The organism is Chromohalobacter nigrandesensis, from assembly GCF_023061285.1.
Lineage (GTDB): Bacteria > Pseudomonadota > Gammaproteobacteria > Pseudomonadales > Halomonadaceae > Chromohalobacter > Chromohalobacter nigrandesensis.
In genome coordinates this window covers 126040-149630 of the sequence record NZ_JAKGAM010000007.1, presented here as the reverse complement: position 1 = coordinate 149630, position 23591 = coordinate 126040, and the positions used below count along the sequence as shown (strand labels likewise).

Below are 23591 nucleotides of genomic sequence, written 5' to 3'. Positions count from 1 at the left end.
TGGTTTTGCGTGGCGTCGTGCTATTTGCCTGTTGTTATACCCTGTGCTTAAGTGAGTGTCGTACATGGAGTACGTAACGATTAAGGAGAATAGTATGCTGCGTAGTGAATGGCTTCGGAAAATGGCCTTGGTACTGATCATTGGCATGACGGCAGTTGGTGTCGTGGCGTGCGACGATGAAGGTCCCGCAGAAGAGGCTGGAGAGTCCGTGGATAACGCCATGGAGGATGCTGGCGATAGCATGGAAGAAGCGGGTGAGGATATTCAAGATGCAGCCGAGGACGCACAGGACTGAGGCTCTGCGTTGATCGCTTGAAATTCCTGAAAGGCCGGACAATTTGCCCGGCCTTTTGCATGTTGCTTATAGGGTAAGGCGCTACCAGTGTGACACCTGTTCGTTAATATCAGACGCTGGGATTCTGCTCGATACCCTGCACATACCAAGGCGCCCCATCACGTAAGTCGCGAATCAGATGCCAGGTCTCATTGAACTCGGTTTGCTCGTCGTTTTCATCGAGGATGCCGTGAAAAAGGACGCTGGCTTCGGCTTGCTGTCCGATTTCTCTGATGTCCCCCAGCTCGGCAAAAAGACGTATGATCTCTGTGCGGTTATTCGCGGGCTGCTGAGCGCGCTCTTCACGTAGCAAGTTGTAAAGTGCTGGAGTGACGTATTCCTGAACCTGAGCCAGATCGTTATTATCCCAGGCGCGTTGCAAGGTCATGAAATGTTCCTTGGCGCCGCCGAGAAAGCGCTCCTTGTCGAACCATTCGGGTGTCGAACCAACGCTGCCTGTGGCCGTGCTGCCGGCATTGGAAAAGGGCGGCGTGTCCTGCTGAGTATGGGATTGACGCTCGTTTTGCTGTGGCCCACTAGCGGTTGCGGCGCGACGTGCTCTCAAGAAGCGGAAGGCCAGCCAGGCGACGAGGGCGACCAACAGGATGTCGAAAAAGCGGAGGCCATCGAAGGCACCGCCGAAGAACAAGGAGGCCAACAAGCCGCCGGCAAGCAAACCGGCGAATGGGCCTGCCCAACGCGAAAGCCCTGCACCGGGTTGACGCTGAGACGTCGTCGCAGTATTACGACCGGCCGTCGAGGCGGAGCTATCTGCGGAGCGCGAATAACTGCCAAAACTCTTGCCGCCACCGAGCCGTTTGGCTTCGGCGTGATCGATGCCAAGGCCAAAGCCGAGCAAGCCGACCAGGAGCATCACGAAGATATTGCGCATGCACGTTCTCCAGCAGAATGAGAAGGATCCGAAAATGGATTCTCGATTCTAGCCGGGTTTCAACGTTGAAGATATCTGGCCGGAAGCGGGCCGGCTCAACGCCGGCCATGCAAACTCTCAGGAAGTGGCTGTCTCGCTTTCGCGGCGTGTAAAAACCCAGCTATCGCCGTCCGACAGGCTGCTATTGAATTGGTAGCCGCCAACGTCGAAGCGTTTCAATTCTTCGGGGTCGTCGACACGCTGGCGAATCATCCAGGCGGCCATCAAGCCCCGGGCTTTCTTGGCATAAAAGCTGATGATCTTGAATTGACCGTTCTTCTCATCCTTGAAGACCGGCGTGATGACACGGCACGTCAAGCGTTTGGCATCAATGGCTTTGAAGTACTCGTTGGAAGCGAGATTGACCAGCACCGGCGAGCCGCTTTCTTCCACGGCTCGGGAAAGATCTCGGGTGAGTCGCTCTCGCCAGAAGGCGTAGAGATCCTTGCCCGCTGGGTTGACCAGCTTGGTCCCCATTTCCAGGCGATAAGGCTGAATCAAATCGAGTGGGCGCAGCAGTCCATATAGCCCCGAGAGAATGCGCAGACGGTGCTGAGCCTCCTGGTTGTCCTGCTCACTGAACGAGGGGGCATCCAGCCCTATATAAACGTCGCCTTGGAAGGTTTGCGCGGCGGGTTTGGCATTCTCCGGCGAGAACGGCGTTGCCCATTCGGCAAACCGCGCGGCATTGAGTCCTGCCAGCTTGTCACTGATGCTCATCAACTCGGAAAGTCGTTGAGGAGAATAATCGCGCAGGATCTCGATCAACTCGGCGCTTTGCTCAAGATACGCCGGTTGGGTGTATGTCGCAGTCGTTGGCGGTGTCTCGAAATCCAGCGTCTTGGCCGGTGAAATGACGCTCAGCATGCGCAGTCCTCGCGTTCGGGATCGAAAGTTTCAATCGTCAGTATAACAAGCGCGCCACAGCGCTCCGATGATGGCGTGCCTATCGGGGTAATAGGCACGCCAACGGTGTCAGGGGCAGGGGTTGGGATGTTGGCGATGCACGGCCTCGATGGCTTCGAGCACGCTAGCGTCCAGCGTTAGATCCTCGCTGGCCAGGTTGGCGTCGAGCTGCTCGAGCGTGGTCGCGCCGATGATGTTGCTGGTCAAAAACGAGCGTGAATTGACGTAGGCTAGCGCCATCTGGGCGGGGTCCAGACCATGTTCACGTGCGATCCCGACGTAGGCGCCGATCGCCTCCTCGGCCAGGTCGGACGTATAGCGCTTGAAGCGTTCGAACAAGGTCAAGCGTCCCTGAGGCGGGCGGGCACCATCGAGGTATTTGCCGGTGAGCGCGCCGAAGGCCAAGGGCGAGTAGGCCAGCAGACCGACGTCTTCGCGATGGGCGATCTCGGCGAGCCCGACCTCGAAGCTGCGATTGAGCAGGTTATAGGGGTTCTGCACGCTGGCTACACGCGGCACTCCCAGTGAGTCGGCGAGGCGTAGGCTTTGCATCACACCCCACGGGGTCTCGTTGGATAGCCCGATGGCGCGAATCTTGCCTGCATCGACGAGCTCCTTGAGAGCCATGAGTGTTTCCGCTAACGGCGTGGCATCTTCGTCTTCGTCATGCTGATAGCCCAGCTTACCGAAGAAATTGGCGCTACGGTCGGGCCAGTGGAGCTGGTAAAGATCGATGTAGTCGGTGTTAAGGCGCGCCAGGCTGTCGTCGACGGCACGCTGCAAATGCTCAGGGGTCAAACGCGGGCCGCCGCGTATATGCTCGAGGCCAGGGCCAGCCGCCTTGGTGGCGATGACCAAGTCATCGCGTTTGCCGCGCGCCTTGAGCCAACTGCCGATATAGGCCTCGGTGAGTCCCTGGGTCTCGCCCTTGGGTGGGACAGGATACATCTCGGCGGTATCGATGAAGTTGATGCCTGCGGCAGTGGCTCGATCGAGTTGTGCATGGGCGTCGGCTTCGGTGTTCTGTTCACCGAATGTCATTGTGCCTAGGCACAAGCGGCTGACGTTAATGCCGGTCTGACCGAGGGGGCGTGTCTGCATCTGGGAGCTCCGCGCGGGTATCGAAAAAGGGATTGAAACGGCATGGTAGCGGTGCCGCGTACGGGCGGCAAACGGGGGTTGAGTCCGTCTGAGGGTAGGCGTATGCTTGGCGCCCCGTTGCCGGGGATAAGGGCACCAAGCGGTATGTCAGGCAACGGCGGCAATGATTTTATCCGGGGTGTTGGCGCGTGCAGGGAGAGCTCGAGCCGACGCAATCGTTTACGTACCTTTCTCGGTCACGACGACTTCAGGGTCGATGGTTATGCAACAGGCATCCTCTCTGCGGATTCGGCTCGAATACCGTCTCGCAGCCCAACTGTTACATGCCCGCTGGATGACACGCTCTCCCGGCAAGCATCGTTTGACGATGCGACTTTTTCAGCGCTGTGCTGAAGCTGGCCACACCGCCGCGCTTTCGTTCTATGGCCATATGTTGTTTCATCGTGGCAATTCTCCGCAGGATAAGGCCAAGGGCGCGCGTTACGTTTTTCAGGCCGCCTACGCGGGCGATGTACATGCGCAGTACCAGGCGGGTCGTATTTACGAGTTTGGCTGTGCACAGTACGCACGCCGCGAAGAAAAAGCGGTGACATGGTATGCGCGTGCCGCCGAAGCTGGTCATGGCCTGGCTGCAGAGCGTATGGCCGAGGCTTACCGTCATGCCCACCTGGGGCTCCCCGTCGATTCCCGGCGTGCCGCGCAATGGGCGGCGCTTGCCGAACGCGCGCAACGCAGCGAAGCCGGCGAGCCGATTGCGTCACTGACGCACTGAGATGCACTGAGAGTAGTGCCGTGGGACTCGCATCGTGTTCCTAGTTCACGTAGTCTGAGTGGTGTGGCCCTGGGGGCATCGTAGGCGATGCCCCGTTCGTGATATCGCTTTGAAGAGGAATGCCGCCACGTGTTGCCGATACTGCTCGATATCGAAGCGTCCGGTTTCGGGCGTGGCAGCTATCCGATAGAGGTGGGTATCGCGCGGGCCGATGGCAGTACCTGCGCCTTCCTTATCCAACCGTTGGAAGAGTGGACCCACTGGGATCCCAAAGCCGAACTGTTGCATGGCATTTCGCGTGGCCGACTGCACCGCGAGGGCTATCCTGTCATCGAAGTCGCGCGCTGGCTCAACGATGAACTCTCGGCCGACGGCATCGCCTATAGCGATAGTTGGGGATACGACAATACCTGGCTGTCGCTATTGTTCCACCACGCAGGCATGCTGCCGCGCTTTCGCCTCGAGGCATTGCGTCGCCTGCTGGATGAATCGCAACTCGAACGGTGGGGGGCGATGAAGGAGGTCATCATCCGCGAGCGAGGCATTCAGCGTCACCGCGCCGGTGATGATGCACGCCTGTTGCAGTTGACCTATCAGCGCACACATGATGCCGCAGGGCTCGACTAGAGAGCCTTTGCAAGGCCCTCTAGATCGGTTTCCAGTCATCCGCGTTCCATAACGACCTTGCCTGGCGTCGTTATCCTTCTCCACTGACGCTCAACAGCACCTTGCCTGTGTTGGCATTGTCGATCATGTGCTGCATCGCGGTATCGGCATCTTGAATCGGCCATGCCGTGTCGATCAGCGGCTTGATGTCGCCACTGGCCAGCTTGGGCCAGACATGGGCGTGCAGTGCATCGAGGATGGCGCCCTTGGCGCGAGGGGAACGTGAACGCAGCGTCGAGCCAATGACCCGCTGGCGCTTCATCAGCATGAGGCCGAGATCGATCTGGGCGTCGCGCCCTCCCATCAAACCGATCAATACTACCCGCCCGTCGGGATTGAGCACCTGTAGATCCTGGGCGATATAGTCGCCGCCCACCGGGTCGAGAATCATGTCCGCGCTACCCCAGTCCTTGATCGGCGTGACGAAGCTGCCTTCGTGTCGGTTCCAGCCTGCATCGGCACCGAGTCGCTTGCAGGCATCCAGCTTTTCTTGACTGCCGACGGTCACGAAGCACGGGTTGCCGAAGACGCGGCATAGCTGTATGGCGGCCGTTCCCACACCGCTGGCCCCGGCATGCAGCACGATGCGCTCACCCTGCTTGGCGGCACCTTCCATGTACAGGTTGAGCCACGCGGTGGCGAAAACTTCCGGCAGCGCGGCGGCGTCGCGCAGGCCCAACCCCGAGGGAATCGGCAGGACCTGAGCCTCGGCGACCACCACCTGCTCGGCGTAGCCACCGCCGGCCAGCAGGGCGCACACCTTGTCGCCGGGCTTGAAGCGCTCCACGTTGTGGCCTACTTCGGCGATGGTGCCGCTGACTTCGAGCCCCGGGATATCGCTTTCGCCGGGCGGCGGCGGGTATTGCCCCGCGCGTTGCATCACGTCGGCGCGGTTCATTCCCGCCCAGGCGACATCGATGCGCACCTCGTCAGCGGCAATGTCGCGCGGCGCGTCGTGGGCTTGCCAGACCAGCGTCTGGTCATGGATGGCGATAGCGTACATCGAGTGTTCCTCCTTGAAGCTGGGGTCACATTGCACGGCGTCGGTGACGCTTGCGCTCACGAGGTCGTCGGGGGTGCGTGTTGTGCTGCCATCAAGCGATCGAGCAAGTGCTCGGGGTCGACGGCGTCGACGAGTCTCGCGCGTGTCTCGGGATTGAGAAAGCCGTGCGCGACGGTGTGATCCAGAAACGTCAATAATGGGCGATAGAAGCCATTGACGTCGAGTACGCCGATAGGCTTGTCATGAAGCCCCAGGTATTGCCAGGTCCAGGTCTCGAAAAGCTCTTCCAGGGTGCCGATGCCGCCGGGCAGGGCGATGAAGGCATCGGCGTACTCGGCCATAGCCGCCTTGCGCGCATGCATATCGTCGACACGCAGCAGGTGCGTCAGCCCTTCGTGCGCCATTTCGCGCTCGACCAGGTGATGGGGAATGACGCCGATGACCTCGCCGCCTTCACGCAGTGCGGCATCGGCCACGGCCCCCATCAGGCCGACGCGGGCGCCACCGTAGACCATTCCCCAGCCGCGCTGCGCAATGCTTCGACCTAGCGTCTCGGCGGCCTGACGAAAGCCGGCATCGCGTCCTTCACGCGATCCCATATAAATACAGATGCGCACGATTTCCCCCTTATCAGATCGGTAGATTTGTCTCGACCTCCGTGTCTTGCGCGATGATCGGCCAAGTGCCATAGAACGCTAGCGCAGACAGGCAAGCACATCGTATTCGGCATCCATCCAGCGGCCGATGGCATTGTCGCCGCATAGATGATGGGCGTATTGCATATGCAGGCAGCGCACCTGATCCCAGTTGGCGATGCCACCGATGCCGCGCCGCGTGAAAAGATCGCGATAGCCTTGGCGGTCGACGATCTCGCGTTCCGCGTCGCTCATGGTCTGCCAGCGTTGGGCCACGTAATCCTCGTGGCTACGCCGATACGCGGCCATGAAGTCGGCCTCTTCCTGGAGGCGTGACTCGAGGGCCTTGATAACGCCTTGGGCCTCGATGCGCGAGATGGCGATCTTCAAGTGATCGGAGCACAGCCAGAAATGCGTCGGGAACGGTTTGTCATCGACGATGGCATGCATGCGCAGCACCAGCGGTGTGCCGTCTTGCGTGGCCGCAGCCACGGTCTGGATGCCACGCGGCGCGCGCCCTAGTTGTTGAGTAATGAGGGCCAGTTGACGCTCGTCGGGCGCCTTTTCAGGACGAATCACCATCGCGGGGGTCCAGTACGAATTTCGGCGAGTGGGCCACGGCCCGGAAGAATGCCGTATTGAGCTGCGCGGGCGTCGGCACGTAGTGCCATTCACGCTCGCAGTAGTCGCGTGCTCGTGCGAGCAAGGCGTCATACAGGCGGTTGAAGGGAGCATCATAATCGTAGGGGTCAGCGCCGGGCAACCGCAGGTGAGGATAGTCGGCGAAGCGTGCCACGAAGAAGCGCTCCAGCGCCTTCTCGACCCTGCGGTGGCGGGGTTTGTCGTCGGGCGTGAGCCATAGGTCGTAGCGAATCGCCATGCGAACCTCCCCGCCATCGAAGGTGCTTCATGTCCGCGCCAGCGGGGCCGTGGTCGCCTCGAGCAGGGCGATCAATGCCGTGGGCGCCAGGCATATTTCCAGACCGCGCCGACCGCCACTGACATGGAGCGACGACAAGGCGCGGGCGCTGTCGTCCACGAAGGTGGGCAGGCGTTTGCGCTGTCCTAGTGGGCTGATGCCGCCCACGACATAGCCCGTGGTGCGCTCGGCCAGGGTGGGGTCGGCCATCTTGGCCTTACGCGCCCCGGCGGCCTTGGCGAGCCCTTTGAGGTCGAGCGTGGCCATGACGGGCACCAGAGCGATGACGAGACGTCCATCATCGAGTTGCGCGAGCAAGGTCTTGAACACGCTCTCCGGCGTTAGCCCCAGCGCCGTCACGGCCTCCTCGCCGTAGGCGGCAACCTTGGGATCGTGCGTATATTGCAGCACCTCGTGCGGGATGGCGTTGCGCTCAAGAAGGCGAATGGCGGGCGTCATGCGGGAGTGGGCTCCTCGTCGCCATTGAAATAGGCGCTTCGTGAATTAATCAGCATCGACCGCTGTTGGCATGTGGTCAAGTCTGCTCCTCGTCTCAGATAAGACGCAAGGCGCCCTGGTCGACCCAGGCGGCGTCCAGGGCCGCGGCGAGAGGGTCGCGTAGGTGGTCCGGCAGGGCATCGTGGGCGGCTTCCAGCGAATCGAATTCGCGGTTACGTAGCCAGCAGTAGGCCCAGGCGCAGGCTTCCTCGTCGTCGTCGGGCGTGGGGTGGGCCGGCATCTGTACCAGCAGGAAAACGGCGGTGCGTGCCGCCCACAGCGGTGGTTGGCGCTCCCCGCTCCATTCGCGTAGACAGCGCCCATCGGGCTCGCTTTCAGGCTCACCGAGCCCGGCCAGGCGCGAGGTGTCGGCGAGAATCATCGCCAGCCGGTCGGGGGCGGCTTGGCCCAGCATCAGCCAGCGTCTCACCAGGCGTGGTGTGCCCCGCATGGCCTTGGCATAGAACGAGGTTTCAGGCATGTTCGAGAGTCTTCCGTTCGCGTCGATGAGTCTTAGCATGCCATACGATTTTGCCACGCCGCTGGATCGGCGACAGTATCCTTCACAGAAATGGCAGCGTTATGCCGACGATGTCCTGCCTCTATGGGTCGCGGACATGGATTTCGTGTCGCCCCCGGCGGTCGTCTCGGCGCTTGAGGAGCGCGTCTCCCACGGTGTCTTCGGCTATGGCAGGTTGACCGATACGCTGCGCGAGACGCTGTGCGCGTGGAGTGCCGATCACTACGGCTGGTCGATCGAGCCTGACTGGCAGGTCTGGATCCCCGGCGTGGTGCCGGCCCTGCATCTGGCCGCGCAGACCTTCTGCAGCCCGGACCAGGCGGTGATGACCGCGACGCCGATCTATCCGCCTTTCCTGCGCGTGGCCGAGCGCAGCGGGCGCATCGCCGAGCACGTGATGCTGGCTGAGCCCGAGACGCCGGGCGACCCCTGGCGGCTCGATCTCGAGGCGCTGGAAGCGGCGATCACGCCGCAGACGCGTCTGTTGTTGTGGTGCCATCCGCACAATCCCACAGGACGTGTCTGGGACGAGCATGAATTGCACGCCCTGGGCGAGCTCGCCGAGCGTCACGACCTGTTGATCGTATCCGATGAATTGCATTGCGACCTGATACTCGACGCGACGCGCCGGCATCGTCCGTTGGCGTCTTTATCGCTGGCGCTGGCTCAGCGCACGATTACCCTCTGGGCTCCTTCCAAGACCTTCAATATCGCTGGGCTGTCGAGTGCCTGCGCGGTGATTCCCAACCCTGAGTTGCGGCGGCGTTTCCGCGAGGCGGCGGCGGGATTGTTGCCCGAGGTCAATGTCCTGGGGCTGACCGCTTCCCAGGCGGCCTATGCGCACGGTGAAGCCTGGCGCCGCGAATTGCTGGCGACGCTCAATACCAATCTGCAGCGATTGCGCGACCATGTAGCGCGGTGGCCCGGTGTCGACATGGCGGCGCCTGAAGCGACCTACCTGGCATGGCTCGACATGCGCGAGGCGGGGCTTGGTGAATCGCCGCAGCAAACCTTGTTGGACTCGACACGCGTTGCGTTGTCCGATGGGGCCGACTTCGGATGCCCGGGATTCGTGCGGTTGAATTTCGGCACGCCCACCCATCTGCTCGAACAGGCGCTGGAAAGACTCGATGCACGGCTTTGCCCTGGCGGATAGCCGTGCCTGAGGATGACCCGAGGAGCGCGGGATGCCCGGCGCGAGGCATCCCGCGTAGATAGCAGTTAGTAGAGCAGCGCGAACATCTTGCGGCGGTAGGCGACTGTCAGAGGATGGTCGGCGCCGAGGGCGTCGAAGACGCGCAGCAGGGTTGTGCGGGCTATATCGTCGCCATAGGCGCGATCAGCCTTCATCAGCGCCATCAAGCCATCCAGGCCGGCCTCATACTGGCCATCGGCGACTTGCCGCAGGGCGCGTTTGAATTGCGCCTCGCTATCGTCGCGCTCGCCCAGCGCGGCCACTTCCTCGGCACTGGGGGCTTCCTCGCCAAATTCCAGGCGCGCGCGGACGCCACGTGCCTTGGGCGTGTCGCGATGTTCCGGGGGCAGATTGTCGAGCAGTGCTCGGGCATCCGCCGCATTGCCTTCCGCGACGAGCGCGCCGGCGAGTTCGATTTGATAGTCGTAGTGCTCAGGCCATTCCTTGACCAGCGTTTCGTAGATACCGCGCGCTGTGGCAGCATCACCCGCTTCTAGGGCCTGCTGGGCTTTTTCCTCGGGGGTGGCCTCGGCGGCCTCGGGCGCCTTGAGGTACTGCGACAACCATTCGCGGATCTGCGACTCGGGTAGCGCGCCCTGGAACTGATCGTAGAGCTGGCCCTGTACGATCAGCTTGACGTCGGGCACCGAGCGGATACCAAGTTGCGTGGCGATTTCCTGATTGTCCTCGATGTTCAGCTTGGCCAGGGTGAAGGCACCACCGTATTCGCGCGCCAGCTTCTCAAGCACCGGCATGAGGTTCTTGCACGGCTCGCACCAGGACGCCCAGCTGTCGAGCAACACCGGCCCCTGCATCGAACCTTCGAGCACGACTTGCTGGAAGTTGGATATGTCGACATCGACGATGTACTGAGAAGCATCCTGAGTGCCGGCATTGGCTTGGGAAGCGTTGGTGTTCCCGTCTTGAGGCGACGTGAGGGGTTCGCCGGTACGCGGGTCGATGATCGGCATGGCAATGGCCTTTCGATAGTAGCGTGTGGATCGATAGTATCGTGTGAACGTGAAGCGTGAAGACGCTATTGAACTGTCTCTCGTTATGCGGGCCGCGGGGCGCGGATTCAAGTCCCCAGCGCCGGCATGTGATGGCATGAGACGATCACATCACGAAACCTGGAGGCAGTTGCATGCATCGAGCGATCAAGAAAAGCCTATGGCTGATGATGAGCTTAGTCATCGTGCTGGCCCTGCTGTTGGCTGGCCCGGCCTACATGCTGGCGAGTCAGCGCATCGACCTGGGAGGCGTCTGGTCCCAGGCGGACCGCTCTTCGGTGGGGCTAGCGCCGGCACCGAGCACGCATCCCGAAGCGTTAGTGCAAGTGTATGCGGCCCGCGCCTTCGACTGGCGAGGAGCCTTCGGCGTGCATACCTGGATCGCTACCAAGCCGGCCGGCGCGACGCATTACCAAGTCCATCAGGTTCTCGGTTGGCAGCGGCCTACGGTCTCCTCGCGTCCCGACGCGCCCGACCGTGCCTGGTATGGAAGCGCGCCTACCTTGCTGACCGAGTTGCGTGGCGATGCGGCCGAGCGTGCGATTCCCGAGATTCATGAGGCCGTGGCGGCGTATCCGATGACCGATCGCTACCGCGTGTGGCCGGGTCCCAATAGCAATACCTTCGTGGCTTGGGTGGTACGTCGGGTGTCGGGATTGCGTGTCGATTTTCCGCCGGCTGCCGTGGGTAAGGATTACCTGCTGGATACCTTCGTCGCCGAGGCGCCGAGCGGGACCGGTTATCAAGTCTCCCTGGGTGGTGTGCTGGGACTTACCGTCGCCTATGACGAAGGTATCGAGTGGCAACTGCTGGGTCTGACGCTGGGCGTCGATCTTACGCGGCCGGCGCTCAAGCTGCCGGGGATCGGGCGCCTGGGAATGGCGTCATCCGAACACACGCGAGAGTGATGATAATTTCGGCTATTTATCAGGTCACGTGTTCGGGCTTTGCCTTATGGGTCCCAGGCACATTATCAGCAAGTAGCCTGCACCCGCTGCCGGCAACGCAAACGCTAGACTGCCAATGGTCATCTGCAGGCTTGCGTCCGCGAACAGGCTGAGCCAAGGGTGAGTGGCTGTGGTGTTTTCCGACATCACCGTCTGACCGATCATCGATTCTCCCACCCGGTTGAACGCGAAATACAGGGGAGCGACCGTCAGCGGATTGCTGACCCAAGTGGCCATAAAGGCTATCGGGAAGTTGGCGCGCAGTAGTAGGCAGGACGGCAATACTAGGGGGGTCTGAAATCCGACTGTGGGTGTCAATCCAAAAAAAAGACCAATAGCTAGGCCCCGCGCGAGTGACTTTTTATCGCTATCAAAGCAGCGGAAACGGCGTAATGATTTCAGCGCCTTGGGGTTTTGTCGTAGCCACTTCCTGAGCTTGTTGCGGTACCATTTCTGAGCCCTTTTGACCGAATTTTTCACAGTTCGCTCCGGCGGAAAATTCTGTGCGTATTCAGACGGTTATTTTCTGCAAACGAACACAAAGGCTGGGGGTATATTAGCCCAGATATACTGACGTTCAATCTGGTTGTAAGTGGATATTAAAAAGGCTTGTAGTTGTCGGGTGTACTGGAAGGCAACAAATACGCCGCCGGGATTTAGTAGATCGTGAATCTCGGATAGAAGCTGGTGCCGTTCTTCCTGAGTAAAATTTACCAGTGGTAGTCCAGATATTACACAGTCAACGCCAGAGAGATTTTGATTTTTTAGAGACTCTCTCAAGCAGAATGCGTCTCTCTCCAACGTTATGTCAGGAAAGTTTTTATAAAGACTCGCGTGCATATCCGAGTCGCTTTCGAAACATAGAAATTGCGATTCTAAGGAGCGTAGGTGATCGATCTGGGACGTGATAACGCCGGTTCCAGCCCCCAGCTCTGCTATCGTGCCGACGTCGTCCCAGTGAATGTTCATCAGCATTGCATTGACGAGAGCAGGTGAGCTGGGCGCAATGCTGCCAATGGTCTGGGGCGACTGAATGAATCGTTTCAAGAATATCAGTGCTTGCGACATGATGGTCACTCCGCATAATGCAAACGTTTCATCAATTAGCATTGTCAATATGTTGAGATGGCACTAACCTTGCGTTTTTCTGCGGTTAGCGTCGAGCGGAACGCTGGCGGTAATGTATATAGCCGATAATAGTGGACCGATGACCAGCGTCACGGCTTCGGGCAGTGTGTTCATGCCTACAGAAATCATCTATTTTTGTAGCATCAGTATACCAGAAGCAGCATGAATGAATCATGAACGGCCTGTACGGTAGCACGATCATGGGAAGTGTAAGCAGAGACTTCTGGCCGTAGGCATCATCTGATTGGCCTGGCGGATCGATGCACGAAGGTACGCGGCGACCTCGGGATCGAGCGGCGACTGTCAGGCTTGGCGACGCTAAGCGAGGCGCGCAGGTTCGGAGTGCACAAACAAAAGGAATGCACAAACAAAAAAAGCGGTGTCCGTAAGGACACCGCTTTTTCATCTGTTTGGTAGCGGGGATCGGATTTGAACCGATGACCTTCGGGTTATGAGCCCGACGAGCTACCAAGCTGCTCCACCCCGCATCAACTGTGGCGTATTCTACATTTTTTACGACCTGAGTCAATAACTGATCCATCGGACGTGCAGCAAGCTCAAAACTCGATAATACTGAAGAAAGGCTGGAAGCCAAGGAAGCGAGTCAACGTGGCGCCTTCCCACTGGGTGCGCCACATAACGACATCACAGGGGGATGAACATGAGCACGCAAACAGCCCCCGCCGGAACATGTCGGCGGGGCGCTCGTTGCGTGTGTCCTCAGGCGGCACGCTGGGCGATAACGTCGAACAAGGCATCGAAGCGCGTGACCCGAGCAGCCCATACATCGGATGCGATGGGCCCGGTTTCCAGCAATTGCCGCAACACATCGGCCAGTTCCTGGTCGGGTTGCGGTGCCTGTCCCAGGCTATTATTGAGCCGCGCGACTTGCACCTCCAGGCGTAGTGGTTCCTCCTGCGCGGCTACTGGCTCGTCAGCGAGCAGTGCTACTTGAACCACCAGCCGGCTCAGTTCGTGATTCGCCGTTTCGCTGTCGCCCTCTCGTCGAGCGGCGTTACGTGCCGCATGGGCATCGCGTAGGTCCTGAGGCATGCCCTCGGGCAGCGCGATATCCGCCGTTTGGCCGTCGCGCAAGGATGCGTCATCCGCATCGACGTGGGCGTCGAGCAAGGGGCGCAGGCGTGTCCAGCGCTCGGCTTGCTCGGCGAGGACGAGTTGCGCAAGGCGCTCGCGACGGGCACGTACGATCCCTTGCCAGCGGCGGCGCATGCCTTCGCTGCGACGGCCGCCAGGCAAGGGTTCCAAGGCCTCGGCGTCGCGCACGGCACTCTCCAGTGTCTCGCTGTCGTCGGCACGTTGGGGTTGCCAGGCATCGAAGCGGTCGATCAGGGCCTGCATGCTGTCCAGACGAGCCTGGGCCTTTTGGGCCCGATTTTCCCGTTCGGCTTCGCGGGCGGCGAAGATACGATCGCAAAGCCCCCTGAAATGGCGCCACAGCATCTGCTCCTCGCCCTTGGCGGCACGCCCCAGCTCCCGCCAGCGGGACTGGAGCGCCTTGGCGGCCTCTGTACGTTGCGAGGAGGGCATGTCGGCTTCCATCAGCGCTTCGGCCTCGGCGATCAAGCCGCGTTTGGCTTCGCCGATTTCATTGGCCCGGCGGTCGATCAACGCCTGCAGTTCATGGCGGATGTGGCCGAAGCGTTGGCCGAGCGGCTTGGCGCGCTCGCGCGGGACGGGCGAGAATTGCTGCCATTGCTCACGTGCGCGGTCACGAATCTGGCGCAGCACGTCCGGGTCAGCCTGGGCATTCGGTTGCTCGATGAGCTCCTCGAGCTGTTCGCACAGTGCTTCGCGCGCTTCGAGGTTACGGGTGCGTTCGGCATCGCGCTGTTGGTACCAGTCGTGGAGGGCCGTGTGAATACGCTGCGATGCGCTGCGGAAACGCTGCGAAAGCTCGGCCGTGGCGGCGGCATCGCCCAACGCGGCCCATTCCTGGACCAGTTGACGATGACGACGATCACGCTCGGCATCGGGGGATTCATTGTCCTCTGCCAGGGCTTCGATGCTTTCGATGAGTTGCGTGCGCTTGGGGCCAGCGACGAAGCCGCGCCAATCGCGTAACTCCGCCAGCCGCGCACCGAGACGCTTGAGGCGGGTTTCCAGGTCGCCGCGTGAGGCGCTGGGTAAGGCGTCGGTACGTTGGCGCAGTTGCCGGTGTAGACGGCTAGCGGTCTTCAGAGTGCCGTGATCGATCTGACTTTCGAGCTTGTCGAGGTCAGCGCGCAGCGCCGAGAGATCGACGGGCGTGGTCGCAGCGGTTTTCTCGGTGTGGCGACATTGCCGGGCTTCGTGAATCAGCGGCGTGGGTGGCAGATCGTGCGGCCAGTCGATACGTGCCAGGCAGTCGTCGATGGCGGCATGGTCGTCGCGCAAGGCGGCCTCGAGTGCCTGGGCCTGCGTCGAGGCACGGTCCCAAGCGTCGCCGATGTGCTGGCAAGCGGCCTGTGCCTCGGCATAGCGTGTCTGGATGTCCTCTTCCGGCGGATAGTGATCGGAAAGGGCCAGCCAGCGTTCACCATGCAGGCGCTGTTGGGCGCGCAGGCTGTCGATATCCTGATGGGTCAGTTGCGAGGCTTGCTTGAGACTCGCGACGGCATCCTCGAGTGCTTCGACGAGCGCCTCGCGGGTGCGTGCCGCCTCGTCATGGCGTTGTATCGCCTGGTGCTGGGCGTGCCCTTCGGTGTCATGATCGGAGAGCGTCTTGCGGCAGCGCTGGCTGGCTTCCTGAAAGCGCCGCTCCTGGTCGTCGCTGGGGGTGTCGGTCAGTGCTTCCCACTCGCGGACGAGATGGCGATAACGCGCGCCATAGAGTGGCTCCCAGGCATGCAGGGCATGCGCTTCGAGAGCTTCCAGAAGGCGTTGTCGAGCGGCCTGTTGGGCCTGAGTTTCGGCGGCATCGGCGCGCTGGCGTTGCAGGCGCTCGCGGGCCTTGCGCGTGACGACCTTGTCGCGACGCGCCTCGCGTGCCAGGCGTTGCAGCCCTGCGGTGCTCGATACGCGTTCGGTGGCGGCGTGGCGAACCACGGCAATGCCGTTGTCGCGCGCCTGCTGGATCAGCGTTGCCTCGTCATCGAGCTTGCCCAGTGCGGCCAGGCGTAGCTCCTGGTTGTCACCCGTCTCGACGAGTTGCACGAGCAGGTCGTGATCGTCCAGTGTATCGAGCAAGTCGAGGCGTTGCTTCAAGGGCGGTGCCCCCGGTGCGCTGCCGGACAATAATTGCGTGAGACGGACCCGCAACTCGGGGCTGTCATACGGGCCGAGCCATTTTAGCAGTGTCGAGGGATCCTCGAACTGAGTGAGGGCTTCACGCCGCACGCTGGCATTCTCATCGTGCGCTAGGCGCTCGAGAGCGTGGCGGTCGGCCGACTTGTGAATATCGAGTTGCGCAATGGCAGCATGACGGACGCTAGGGTCGCGATGTTGCCAGCGTGGTGCAAAAAAACGGCGGAAGAATCCAGACATGACCCGGCATGCATCCCTGTTCTTGGCGTATTAAATGCGTGGCGATAACGCTAAGACAGCGCTCCTGTCGTCTCACGTCGGCCACGATATTAGCAAAAAGCGCCACATGATTGAGTGTCGTGTGTGCCATAGCGTATCAAAGCACGCGAGCCGGTACCGGGAAAAGGCGACGATGGCAAGGGCGTCGGTTCGTGGAGACACCTGACAAAGTCGGTATGCTGGTCTTATCATCAGTTGCAGCCATCACGACCCTCGCTTAGCTTTACCTTTATACATCAGTCATCAGCTTTGGAGTGCGGCCATGAGCCTCAACATGGATCGGGTAGCATCGGCGTTCACCTTCAAGGGTGGCATGCTGCCCATGACGGTCATGGAGCTGACGAGCGCCGACCCCGAGCAGATACGAGCCCAGTTGGCCGGCAAGGTGAGTCAGTCGCCGGCGTTTTTTCAACATACGCCGGTGGTGCTCAGCGTCGAGCAGCTCGATGAACCGCACCTGGCATTGGAACGTATTTGCGCCGTGTGCCGCGCCCACAAGCTTCTGCCGGTGGCCGTGCGTGGCGGCACTGACCCGGTGAAGCAATCCGCCTGGGCATTGGGGCTGGGCTGGTTCCCGCCGCAAGAAGCGCGTCCGCGTGCAGTGGAAGAAGCTCCGCTCGCTGCCGACGAACCGCAACCTGAAGTCGAGGCATCACCTGAACCGGCGGTAGGACGCATCTATCGTGGTACAGTGCGCTCGGGCCAGCAGGTCACTGCACCCGAGGGCGATCTGGTCGTGGTCGGTGCGGTCAATCCGGGTGCCGAGGTCCTTGCAGCGGGCAGCGTACACGTTTATGGCCCATTGCGTGGCCGCGCGTTGGGTGGCATTCACGGGGACCGCCAGGCGGGCATCTTCTGTAAGGAGTTGCATGCCGAGCTGTTGTCGCTGGCCGGCAATTACAAGCGCCTGGAAGATATCGACCCGCGTTTGCTGAACCAGCCTGTACAGGTTCAGCTGCGCGATGACCAATTGAACATTTCATCGCTCGGCTAGTCGGTATGTCAGGGCGCCATGTCGCGCCAATGTGGATGGCTAGTACGAACGACTCAATAGCAACAGGAAGCTCATCTTGGCCAAGATCATTGTAGTGACCTCCGGCAAGGGCGGAGTTGGCAAGACGACCAGCGCTGCGGCCATCGCCACGGGATTGGCGTTGCGTGGCAACAAGACCGTGGTGATCGATTTCGACGTGGGCTTGCGTAACCTCGATTTGGTCATGGGGTGTGAGCGACGCGTGGTGTACGACCTGATCAACGTCATCCAGGGAGAGGCCGGTCTCAATCAGGCGCTGATCCGTGACAAGCGGACCGAAAATCTGCATATCCTGCCGGCTTCGCAGACACGCGATAAAGAGGCGTTGACTGCCGAGGGTGTGGAGAAAGTGCTCGACACCCTGTCTCGGGAGTACGATTTCATCGTCTGCGATTCACCGGCGGGCATCGAGCATGGCGCGCAGCTGGCGATGTATTTCGCTGACGAAGCCATCGTGGTGACCAATCCCGAAGTATCGTCGGTACGCGATTCAGATCGCATTCTCGGGTTGCTGGCGTCGAAGACACGTCGTGCCGAGCGTAGCGAGCCGCCGGTCCGGGAACACTTGCTGATCACGCGTTACGACCCCAGCCGGGTGACGTCGGGCGACATGCTGACGCTCGAGGACGTGCGCGAGATCCTGGCCATCAATCTGGTGGGGTTGATCCCCGAGTCGGAAGCGGTGCTGCGTGCCTCGAACCAGGGCGTGCCGGTGGTGCACGACATGGACAGCGACGCCGGCCAAGCCTATGCGGATACCGTTTCGCGCCTGCTCGGCGAAGACGTACCGCTACGTTTTCATGAGTACCAGAAGAAGGGACTGCTCTCCCGCATGTTCGGAGGAGGTCGCCGATGAAATTACTCGAATTTCTCAAGCGTGAACGCAAGAAGTCGGCGTCGGTTGCCAAGGAGCGTCTGCAGATCATTGTGGCGCACCAGCGTGGTGAGCGCGACCAGCCTGACTACATGCCGATGCTGCAGCAAGAGCTGCTCGAGGTGATCAGGCGTTACGTACAGGTCGACCAGGATGCGATCAACATCAATCTGGATAGCGACAATGACTGCTCGATACTCGAGCTCAACGTCACCTTGCCACGCGATGAGCAGGGACGCCCAGGCTGAGTCGATGGGCAGGGTGTGCTAGGCTGATCGCTTTTGGCAGTGGGGAGACTGCGGCCATGGCGCAGGGCAAGAGCGAACCGACCTTTCTTTGGCATGATTATGAAACTTTCGGTGCCGATCCTCGGCGCGATCGCCCCGCGCAGTTCGCCGCGATCCGCACCGATCTCGATTTCAACCCGATCGGCGAGCCGCTGACGTTCTATTGCAAGCCGGCGGATGATTTCCTGCCGCATCCCCAGGCCTGCCTGATCACCGGCATCACCCCACAAGCCGCGCGCCGTCGAGGCCTTGCCGAGATCGAGTTCGCTGCACGCATTCACGCCGAAATGAGTGTCCCTGGTACCTGTTCGCTGGGCTACAACACGCTGCGCTTCGACGATGAGGTGAGCCGTCATCTCTTCTATCGTAACTTCATCGACCCGTATTCCCGCGAGTGGCAAAACGGCAACTCGCGCTGGGATTTGATCGATGTGGTACGTACTTACCACGCCCTGCGTCCGGAAGGCATCGAGTGGCCGACGCGCGATGACGGGGCGCCGAGCTTTCGTCTCGAGGATTTGACTGCCGCCAACGGCATCGAGCACGCCGGGGCCCACGACGCACTGTCCGACGTGCGGGCGACCATTGAGCTGGCGCGCTTGCTCAAGTCGCGCAATCCGCAACTGTTCGAGTATCTGCTCAAGCTGCGCGACAAGCGTACGGTTGCCAAGATGCTGGATATCCAGGCGCGCAAGCCGATGCTCCACGTCTCGCGGCGCTATCCCGCCAGCCGAGGCTGCAGCGCCCTGGTGGTGCCGCTGGCTGAGCATCCGAGCAACCCCAATGGGGTGATCGTCTATGACTTGTCGGTGGACCCGACGCCGCTGCTGTCACTGAGCGCCGCACAGATTCGCGAGCGGGTATTCGCCAGTGCCGATGAACTGGCGGAGGGCGAGGCGCGTATTCCGCTCAAGGTGATCCAAATCAACAAGAGCCCGGTGATCATGCCGGCGACCTCGCTCAAGGACACCAGTGGTCCCCATCAGGGCGAATATGGTGACATCGTGGCCCGGCTGGGGCTGGACATGGAGGCCTGTCGGGGGCACTGGAAGCAGCTTCAGGCCGCGCCGGACGTGGCGGCCAAGTCTGCCGAGGTCTTCGCCGACGGCCCCGGAGCGCCGTCCAACGACCCGGACTTGATGCTGTATTCGGGAGGCTTTTTCTCGCCGGCGGATCGTCGTGAGATGCAGCGCGCCCACGAAATGGCGCCCTGGGATCTGGCCGATGCGCGTTTCGCCTTTCAGGATCCGCGCCTGGAGGAAATGCTGTTCCGTCTGCGGGCACGCAATTATCCCGATACCTTGAGTGGCGACGAACAAGCGCAGTGGGAAGCCTACCGTTGGGCGCGCATGAACGACGCCGAGGTGTCGGGCCTGACGCTGACGGGGTTCGCGCGCGAGATCGAACGGCTCAACCAGGTCTCGCTGGATGACGAACAACGCCAGGTGCTCGAAGAACTGGTCATGCACGTCGAAGCGATGATGCCGCCTCAGGCGTTCGACTGACCCGCGACATGTACTGACGACAGACGAAACGCCCGGGCCATGTGCCCGGGCGTTTTGCATGCTGGCTACCGCTGCCGCTGGCGAGTGCGTTCAGTCGTTGGCGGGGAGTGGTCGGAAGTCACGCGTCAGCCCCATGACATCGCTGGGCTGAGTATGCGCGTCGTAACTCACCGTGAGCGGCTGTGTGTGGCGTAGCGTGCGCCACGCTTGCCGGATTGCCGAGGCATCCATGGCATCGACGCGATCCGCCAGTTTCTCGCGCCGTGAGAAGTCTGGCTCGGCGTAGGCCAGCGTCTGCCAGAGGCGGTTGGTCAGCCCGCCCAGGCTGTTGTCGCGCTCCCTCAGGCGGCTGCTGACCGCGTCGCGATAAGGCGTCAGCTCGCTATCGTCGAGTGCCTGTAGGCGTGTGTCGAAGTCCTCCAGGAAGGCTTCCATGCGTGCGGCGATGCGCTTGCTAGGGGTGTCCGGGGACTGCACCAGCATCGCCAGGCCAGGCGCATCGAGCACGGGCGAATAGCCGGCCGTGACTATATAGCCGAGTTGCTCCTCGGTGCGCAACTGGTTGTAGAACGGCGACTCGAGCATCTTGCCGAGCACGGCGAGACGTGCCTGGCTGTCGAGGCTGCGGTCCGGGCCTTGCAGGTAGCGCAATACAGCGGCGTCGTTGCGGGTACTGTGCGGATGCAGGGTCGGTGGAGTCTCGGGAATTGCCAGCGGCGACAGGGCGGGAATGTCCGAGGCCTCGAGCCGAGGCGTCAGCGCATTGGCCACTTGCAAGCCCTCACGGCGTGCCAGGTCGGCATCCAGGTTGCCCACCGCCATGGCTTGCAGATAAAGATCCCCGAGGAAGGCGTTGCGATAGTCGCGCAGGTCGTCGACGCTGAGCGTATCCAGCGCCTCGAGCATCGAGGACGTCGTCCACTGAGGGTGCAACAGCGACTCGCTGAGCGTGCGGTACATCTGTTGATGCAGCGGCGCCTGGGGGGCGTTCTGCCATTGCTGCGAGAGCCGGTACTTGACGCGCGAGAAGCTTTCTTCGCTGATATCACCTTGCTTGAGGCGTTCGACGACGTCCTCCATCAGACGCGCTTGACGATCGCGCCAGCCCGAGAAGGTGAGCGTGATGCCGCGTGCGTGGGCGTAGGCATCGAAGGATTGCCCGGCCAGGCGTGCCGGATAGAAGCGCTCATTGAGGCTGTCGGTGACCCAGCCGGCGAGCAGGCGCGTCAAGGCGGCATTGCTGGCGCTGTCGGAGGCGTCGGGGTTCTGCAGGCTGAAGCGCCACTCTACGCGCGGTGTCCCGAAGCGATCGTTAGCGAGGTGCCAGAGCTCGACGCTAGGGGCTTCGACGACGGCCTGCGGTTCATCGCCACTCGCCTCGTGAACCTCCAGATCGCGGGCGATAAAGGGGTTGTGTGGAGGCAGACCGAGGTTATCGAGCGGTGCGGTCTCCGGCCAGTCCGCGAGTCGCGTCAGCGTGTAGGGCGCCTCGAAGTAGGGCGAGGTGTCATCGCCGTCGACGTCCGGGCCGCTGTAGACGCGCAACAAGTGCGACGGGGTCATGTCGGCAAGATAGTCTTGAATACGTGCGGCATCGAAGCCGTCCATTCGGTACGGCGCGTATTGCACATCCTCGAGCGGATAATCGGCCAGGTTCATGGCCAGCCGACTGGCCTGATCGATGGGTTCGCCCGGTTGCTGAAAACGGAACTCTTGTTCGTTGAGACGCGCTTGCTCGTCGTAGCGCCATGCCTGTAGCCCGTCTTCGCGAATGCGCGCTATCTGATCGAACAGGCTAGCCTGGATGCGATCGATATGTTGTGCGCCTTCCGGCGTGAGGCTGACCGAGACGGTGAAGAATGCATGCTGGCCATCGCCGTTCATGGTACCCGCCGAGAGGCCATCGGCCCATCCCTTGTGCCGCAATGCCGCGAGTAGACTGCCTTCGCCTTCGTGGCCCAACAGGTTGGCGAGATAGTCGGCCGGCTTGGTGCGATAGTCGCCTTGCGGATCGGGAATCGGGAACAGGAAGCGCACCTGCTTGTCCTGCGACAGACTCTTGACCTGCAGGCGAGCGGGCAGCTCTTCGTCGGTGACCAGTGGCGTATCGATCTCGCTGGGCGATAAATGACGCTCGGGCACCTCGGCGAAACGGTCGCGCAGCATGGCTTCCAGGTCGTCGAGCGACTGGGGGCCGATGACCGTCAGGTGCATGACGTTGGTGCCGTAGTGCGCCTTGTAGAAAGCGACCAGCCGCTCGCGAAGCGATGAGGTATCGTTGTCCTTGAGTGTGTCCAGGCTACCCACCGAGAAACGGGTCATGGGGTGTTCGGGGTTGAGTGCCTGATTGATGGCCTCTTGAAGACGCCGGCTATCGTCGCGCAGGCGTGCCTGGTACTCCGAGTTGACGGCGTTGCGCTCGCGGTCGACGTACTCGGCGTTGAAGCGCGGCGCAATGAAGAAGCGGCTGAAGCGCTCCAGGGCTTCGGGCAGTGCCTGGGGCTCGATGTCGAAGAAGTAGTTGGTATCCCGCGCGGCGGTAAAGGCGTTGTGATCGCCGCCGTGGGCGGAAATGAAATTCTGGTAGGCGTCGGCTTCCGGGTAGCGGTCAGTGCCCAGGAACAGCATGTGTTCGAGGAAGTGCGCCAAGCCGGGGGTGGCGTCGGGATCGTCTGCGCTACCCACATCCACGTTCATGGCGGCGGCGGCCTTGTCGGCCTGCGGATCGCTGACCAGCAAGACCTCGAGGCCGTTGTCGAGCGTCAGAGCGCGGTAGTCGCGGGTATCGTTGGGGCTGACGGTTGGCTCGACGACCTCGGCGACCGGGTCGCTGGCGCGCGCCGTCTGGTAACCGGCGACGAGAACGATGAGCGCGCCGAGCAGCCAGCGGGCTGCAAGGGAAGGGGACGAAAACACGGTGAAGACTCCTTGTTCACTGATGCCAGTAGGTCATCGGGCCGGTGGGATGTCCGCAGGCCCAGTCTTGATGCTTTGGATCGTTGACACGTCTTGATACAGGAAAAGCGCCCAACAGTTCCAGCGGAGCGGGGGTCAGCATCTCGCGGGCACGTTCGTCCGGAGTCGCTGGCGCCAGCCACTCATGGGCATCCCCCACCTCGATGATGGCTGGAAAGCGATCGCTGAGCGGTGTCAGCAGTGGATTGCTGGGCACCGTGATCAAGGCCGTAGAGTCGTTAAACTCTGTCAGCGTGGTGTGATAACGGCACCAGACCCCGGCCAGCAGCAGCGGCGCTCGGTCGACGCGGGTGACCAGAAACGGCTGCTTCATGCGTGGCTGCGGCTTCCAGACATAGACGCCGGCGACCGGAATCAGGCAGCGCCGCGCGTGAAAGGCCTCGCGAAACATCGGGCGCTGCTCGAGCGATTCGGCGCGGGCGCAATGCGGCGCATGGTCCAGCACCTTGAGCCAGGGCGGGGTCAGCCCCCAGAATGCCGTGGCCCAATGCGCTTCGCCCGCGTCCTGACGAATAATCGAAATAGGACGACGCGGTGCCAGGTTGGGGCCGACGATCGGCTGGCTGTCCTGGCGAAGCGCGTCGAGCGGCGGCGTTGTCCAGGGCTTGATGTAAAGACGGCCGGCCATGCACTCTCCTCGCGGTTCGACCCGACAGGGTAAGCCACGCTGGCGGGCGCTTACCAGCGCTGCTTTTGATTTATCGCAAGGCTTGCCACTTGCGTTTGCGTGCGTTCCCGATATGCTGGGGGAAACGCTGTTCGACCACGCGCGGTTCGGACTCTTGCGCTTGCTAAGAGCAAAATTGGCAATACAGGCAAGAGTCAAGTG

General features: G+C 61.6%; 24 protein-coding genes and 1 tRNA gene. 9 read left to right on the top strand and 16 right to left on the bottom strand.

The genetic code is table 11. The features are described 5' to 3' along the window. The first annotated feature begins 94 nt into the window (after positions 1 to 94). A complete protein-coding gene (locus tag L1073_RS10750; protein ID WP_343322496.1) occupies positions 95 to 295 on the top strand; it encodes a hypothetical protein in 201 nt (66 codons plus the stop codon). Between the two features lie 109 nt (positions 296 to 404). Here L1073_RS10750 and L1073_RS10745 read toward each other — a convergent pair whose 3' ends face one another. The 3 genes from L1073_RS10745 to L1073_RS10735 form a co-directional block, all read right to left on the bottom strand. After that, positions 405 to 1226, bottom strand: a complete 822-nt coding sequence (locus tag L1073_RS10745; RefSeq protein WP_246899178.1) for a Tim44 domain-containing protein — start codon at positions 1224 to 1226, stop codon at positions 405 to 407. A 117-nt stretch (positions 1227 to 1343) separates the two neighbouring features. Beyond that, positions 1344 to 2132, bottom strand: coding sequence for a peroxide stress protein YaaA (yaaA, locus tag L1073_RS10740; RefSeq protein ID WP_246899177.1), 789 nt, complete (start codon positions 2130 to 2132; stop codon positions 1344 to 1346). Positions 2133 to 2240: 108 nt separating this feature from the next. Then, positions 2241 to 3272, bottom strand: a complete 1032-nt coding sequence (locus tag L1073_RS10735) for an NADP(H)-dependent aldo-keto reductase (RefSeq protein WP_246899175.1) — start codon at positions 3270 to 3272, stop codon at positions 2241 to 2243. A gap of 262 nt (positions 3273 to 3534) precedes the next feature. Here L1073_RS10735 and L1073_RS10730 point away from each other — a divergent pair, with 262 nt between their 5' ends. Together L1073_RS10730 and L1073_RS10725 are read left to right on the top strand one after the other, a co-directional pair. Next, positions 3535 to 4044: a tetratricopeptide repeat protein gene (locus L1073_RS10730; protein ID WP_246899173.1), complete on the top strand. Its 510-nt coding sequence runs from the start codon at positions 3535 to 3537 to the stop codon at positions 4042 to 4044. A 129-nt stretch (positions 4045 to 4173) separates the two neighbouring features. Then, complete coding sequence (locus L1073_RS10725) at positions 4174 to 4671, top strand: hypothetical protein (RefSeq protein WP_246899171.1); 498 nt, start codon at positions 4174 to 4176, stop codon at positions 4669 to 4671. Between the two features lie 70 nt (positions 4672 to 4741). On the opposite strand, the gene L1073_RS10720 is transcribed toward L1073_RS10725, so the two are convergent. The 6 genes from L1073_RS10720 to L1073_RS10695 all read right to left on the bottom strand — a co-directional run bounded on the left by L1073_RS10720 (position 4742) and on the right by L1073_RS10695 (position 8246). After that, positions 4742 to 5713 (bottom strand): NAD(P)H-quinone oxidoreductase, encoded by a 972-nt coding sequence (locus tag L1073_RS10720; RefSeq protein ID WP_246899170.1) that lies wholly within the window; start codon positions 5711 to 5713, stop codon positions 4742 to 4744. Between the two features lie 56 nt (positions 5714 to 5769). Then, positions 5770 to 6333 (bottom strand): LOG family protein, encoded by a 564-nt coding sequence (locus L1073_RS10715; protein ID WP_246899187.1) that lies wholly within the window; start codon positions 6331 to 6333, stop codon positions 5770 to 5772. 75 nt (positions 6334 to 6408) lie between these two features. After that, positions 6409 to 6930: a DUF501 domain-containing protein gene (locus L1073_RS10710; protein ID WP_246899168.1), complete on the bottom strand. Its 522-nt coding sequence runs from the start codon at positions 6928 to 6930 to the stop codon at positions 6409 to 6411. Then, entirely contained in the window at positions 6914 to 7228 is a 315-nt protein-coding gene (locus tag L1073_RS10705; RefSeq protein ID WP_178999113.1) for a hypothetical protein, read from the bottom strand. Before L1073_RS10705 ends, L1073_RS10710 begins: the two co-directional genes overlap by 17 nt. Positions 7229 to 7255: 27 nt before the next feature. Next, positions 7256 to 7726, bottom strand: coding sequence for a Cys-tRNA(Pro) deacylase (gene ybaK / locus L1073_RS10700; protein ID WP_246899166.1), 471 nt, complete (start codon positions 7724 to 7726; stop codon positions 7256 to 7258). Positions 7727 to 7820: 94 nt separating this feature from the next. Continuing rightward, positions 7821 to 8246, bottom strand: coding sequence for a hypothetical protein (locus tag L1073_RS10695; protein ID WP_246899164.1), 426 nt, complete (start codon positions 8244 to 8246; stop codon positions 7821 to 7823). 37 nt (positions 8247 to 8283) lie between these two features. Between L1073_RS10695 and L1073_RS10690 the strand changes: the two genes are divergently transcribed. Further along, on the top strand, positions 8284 to 9441 hold the full coding sequence (locus L1073_RS10690) for a MalY/PatB family protein (RefSeq protein WP_246899163.1): 1158 nt from the start codon (positions 8284 to 8286) through the stop codon (positions 9439 to 9441). 65 nt (positions 9442 to 9506) lie between these two features. Here the strand turns inward: L1073_RS10690 and L1073_RS10685 are convergent, their stop codons facing one another. After that, positions 9507 to 10451, bottom strand: coding sequence for a thioredoxin family protein (locus L1073_RS10685; protein ID WP_246899161.1), 945 nt, complete (start codon positions 10449 to 10451; stop codon positions 9507 to 9509). 173 nt (positions 10452 to 10624) lie between these two features. Here L1073_RS10685 and L1073_RS10680 point away from each other — a divergent pair, with 173 nt between their 5' ends. Beyond that, positions 10625 to 11398 (top strand): DUF3750 domain-containing protein, encoded by a 774-nt coding sequence (locus L1073_RS10680; RefSeq protein WP_246899160.1) that lies wholly within the window; start codon positions 10625 to 10627, stop codon positions 11396 to 11398. Positions 11399 to 11422: 24 nt separating this feature from the next. Here the strand turns inward: L1073_RS10680 and L1073_RS10675 are convergent, their stop codons facing one another. The 4 genes from L1073_RS10675 to L1073_RS10660 all read right to left on the bottom strand — a co-directional run bounded on the left by L1073_RS10675 (position 11423) and on the right by L1073_RS10660 (position 16048). Next, on the bottom strand, positions 11423 to 11917 hold the full coding sequence (locus tag L1073_RS10675; protein WP_246899158.1) for a DUF2062 domain-containing protein: 495 nt from the start codon (positions 11915 to 11917) through the stop codon (positions 11423 to 11425). 39 nt (positions 11918 to 11956) lie between these two features. After that, a complete protein-coding gene (locus L1073_RS10670; protein WP_246899156.1) occupies positions 11957 to 12505 on the bottom strand; it encodes a class I SAM-dependent methyltransferase in 549 nt (182 codons plus the stop codon). Between the two features lie 471 nt (positions 12506 to 12976). Beyond that, positions 12977 to 13053 (bottom strand) — tRNA-Met (locus L1073_RS10665). 232 nt (positions 13054 to 13285) lie between these two features. Further along, positions 13286 to 16048 carry a DUF349 domain-containing protein gene (locus L1073_RS10660; RefSeq protein WP_246899153.1) on the bottom strand — a complete coding sequence of 921 codons (2763 nt, stop codon included), beginning with the start codon at positions 16046 to 16048 and terminating at the stop codon, positions 13286 to 13288. Between the two features lie 301 nt (positions 16049 to 16349). Here L1073_RS10660 and minC point away from each other — a divergent pair, with 301 nt between their 5' ends. From minC to sbcB, 4 genes are all read left to right on the top strand, one after another. Then, positions 16350 to 17081, top strand: coding sequence for a septum site-determining protein MinC (minC, locus tag L1073_RS10655; protein WP_246899151.1), 732 nt, complete (start codon positions 16350 to 16352; stop codon positions 17079 to 17081). A gap of 76 nt (positions 17082 to 17157) precedes the next feature. Beyond that, positions 17158 to 17976, top strand: coding sequence for a septum site-determining protein MinD (gene minD / locus L1073_RS10650; protein WP_246899149.1), 819 nt, complete (start codon positions 17158 to 17160; stop codon positions 17974 to 17976). After that, positions 17973 to 18242 carry a cell division topological specificity factor MinE gene (minE, locus tag L1073_RS10645; protein WP_246899147.1) on the top strand — a complete coding sequence of 90 codons (270 nt, stop codon included), beginning with the start codon at positions 17973 to 17975 and terminating at the stop codon, positions 18240 to 18242. The genes minD and minE overlap by 4 nt, the downstream gene beginning before the upstream one ends. A gap of 56 nt (positions 18243 to 18298) precedes the next feature. Beyond that, the gene (gene sbcB / locus L1073_RS10640; protein WP_246899145.1) at positions 18299 to 19786 is read left to right on the top strand and encodes an exodeoxyribonuclease I; all 1488 of its coding nucleotides are present in this window, start codon (positions 18299 to 18301) and stop codon (positions 19784 to 19786) included. A 90-nt stretch (positions 19787 to 19876) separates the two neighbouring features. Here the strand turns inward: sbcB and L1073_RS10635 are convergent, their stop codons facing one another. Then, on the bottom strand, positions 19877 to 22702 hold the full coding sequence (locus tag L1073_RS10635) for an insulinase family protein (RefSeq protein WP_246899143.1): 2826 nt from the start codon (positions 22700 to 22702) through the stop codon (positions 19877 to 19879). Positions 22703 to 22718: 16 nt separating this feature from the next. Continuing rightward, on the bottom strand, positions 22719 to 23390 hold the full coding sequence (locus L1073_RS10630) for an SOS response-associated peptidase (RefSeq protein WP_246899141.1): 672 nt from the start codon (positions 23388 to 23390) through the stop codon (positions 22719 to 22721). Between the last annotated feature and the right edge of the window lie 201 nt (positions 23391 to 23591).

Coding starts and splice junctions, on each gene's coding strand:
- L1073_RS10750 (WP_343322496.1), top strand. CDS start 95: ATGCTGCGTAGTGAATGGCTTCGGAAAATGGCCTTGGTACTGATCATT.
- L1073_RS10745 (WP_246899178.1), bottom strand. CDS start 1,226: ATGCGCAATATCTTCGTGATGCTCCTGGTCGGCTTGCTCGGCTTTGGC.
- yaaA (WP_246899177.1), bottom strand. CDS start 2,132: ATGCTGAGCGTCATTTCACCGGCCAAGACGCTGGATTTCGAGACACCG.
- L1073_RS10735 (WP_246899175.1), bottom strand. CDS start 3,272: ATGCAGACACGCCCCCTCGGTCAGACCGGCATTAACGTCAGCCGCTTG.
- L1073_RS10730 (WP_246899173.1), top strand. CDS start 3,535: ATGCAACAGGCATCCTCTCTGCGGATTCGGCTCGAATACCGTCTCGCA.
- L1073_RS10720 (WP_246899170.1), bottom strand. CDS start 5,713: ATGTACGCTATCGCCATCCATGACCAGACGCTGGTCTGGCAAGCCCAC.
- L1073_RS10710 (WP_246899168.1), bottom strand. CDS start 6,930: ATGGTGATTCGTCCTGAAAAGGCGCCCGACGAGCGTCAACTGGCCCTC.
- L1073_RS10705 (WP_178999113.1), bottom strand. CDS start 7,228: ATGGCGATTCGCTACGACCTATGGCTCACGCCCGACGACAAACCCCGC.
- ybaK (WP_246899166.1), bottom strand. CDS start 7,726: ATGACGCCCGCCATTCGCCTTCTTGAGCGCAACGCCATCCCGCACGAG.
- L1073_RS10695 (WP_246899164.1), bottom strand. CDS start 8,246: ATGCCTGAAACCTCGTTCTATGCCAAGGCCATGCGGGGCACACCACGC.
- L1073_RS10690 (WP_246899163.1), top strand. CDS start 8,284: ATGCCATACGATTTTGCCACGCCGCTGGATCGGCGACAGTATCCTTCA.
- L1073_RS10685 (WP_246899161.1), bottom strand. CDS start 10,451: ATGCCGATCATCGACCCGCGTACCGGCGAACCCCTCACGTCGCCTCAA.
- L1073_RS10680 (WP_246899160.1), top strand. CDS start 10,625: ATGCATCGAGCGATCAAGAAAAGCCTATGGCTGATGATGAGCTTAGTC.
- L1073_RS10670 (WP_246899156.1), bottom strand. CDS start 12,505: ATGTCGCAAGCACTGATATTCTTGAAACGATTCATTCAGTCGCCCCAG.
- L1073_RS10660 (WP_246899153.1), bottom strand. CDS start 16,048: ATGTCTGGATTCTTCCGCCGTTTTTTTGCACCACGCTGGCAACATCGC.
- minC (WP_246899151.1), top strand. CDS start 16,350: ATGAGCCTCAACATGGATCGGGTAGCATCGGCGTTCACCTTCAAGGGT.
- minE (WP_246899147.1), top strand. CDS start 17,973: ATGAAATTACTCGAATTTCTCAAGCGTGAACGCAAGAAGTCGGCGTCG.
- sbcB (WP_246899145.1), top strand. CDS start 18,299: ATGGCGCAGGGCAAGAGCGAACCGACCTTTCTTTGGCATGATTATGAA.
- L1073_RS10630 (WP_246899141.1), bottom strand. CDS start 23,390: ATGGCCGGCCGTCTTTACATCAAGCCCTGGACAACGCCGCCGCTCGAC.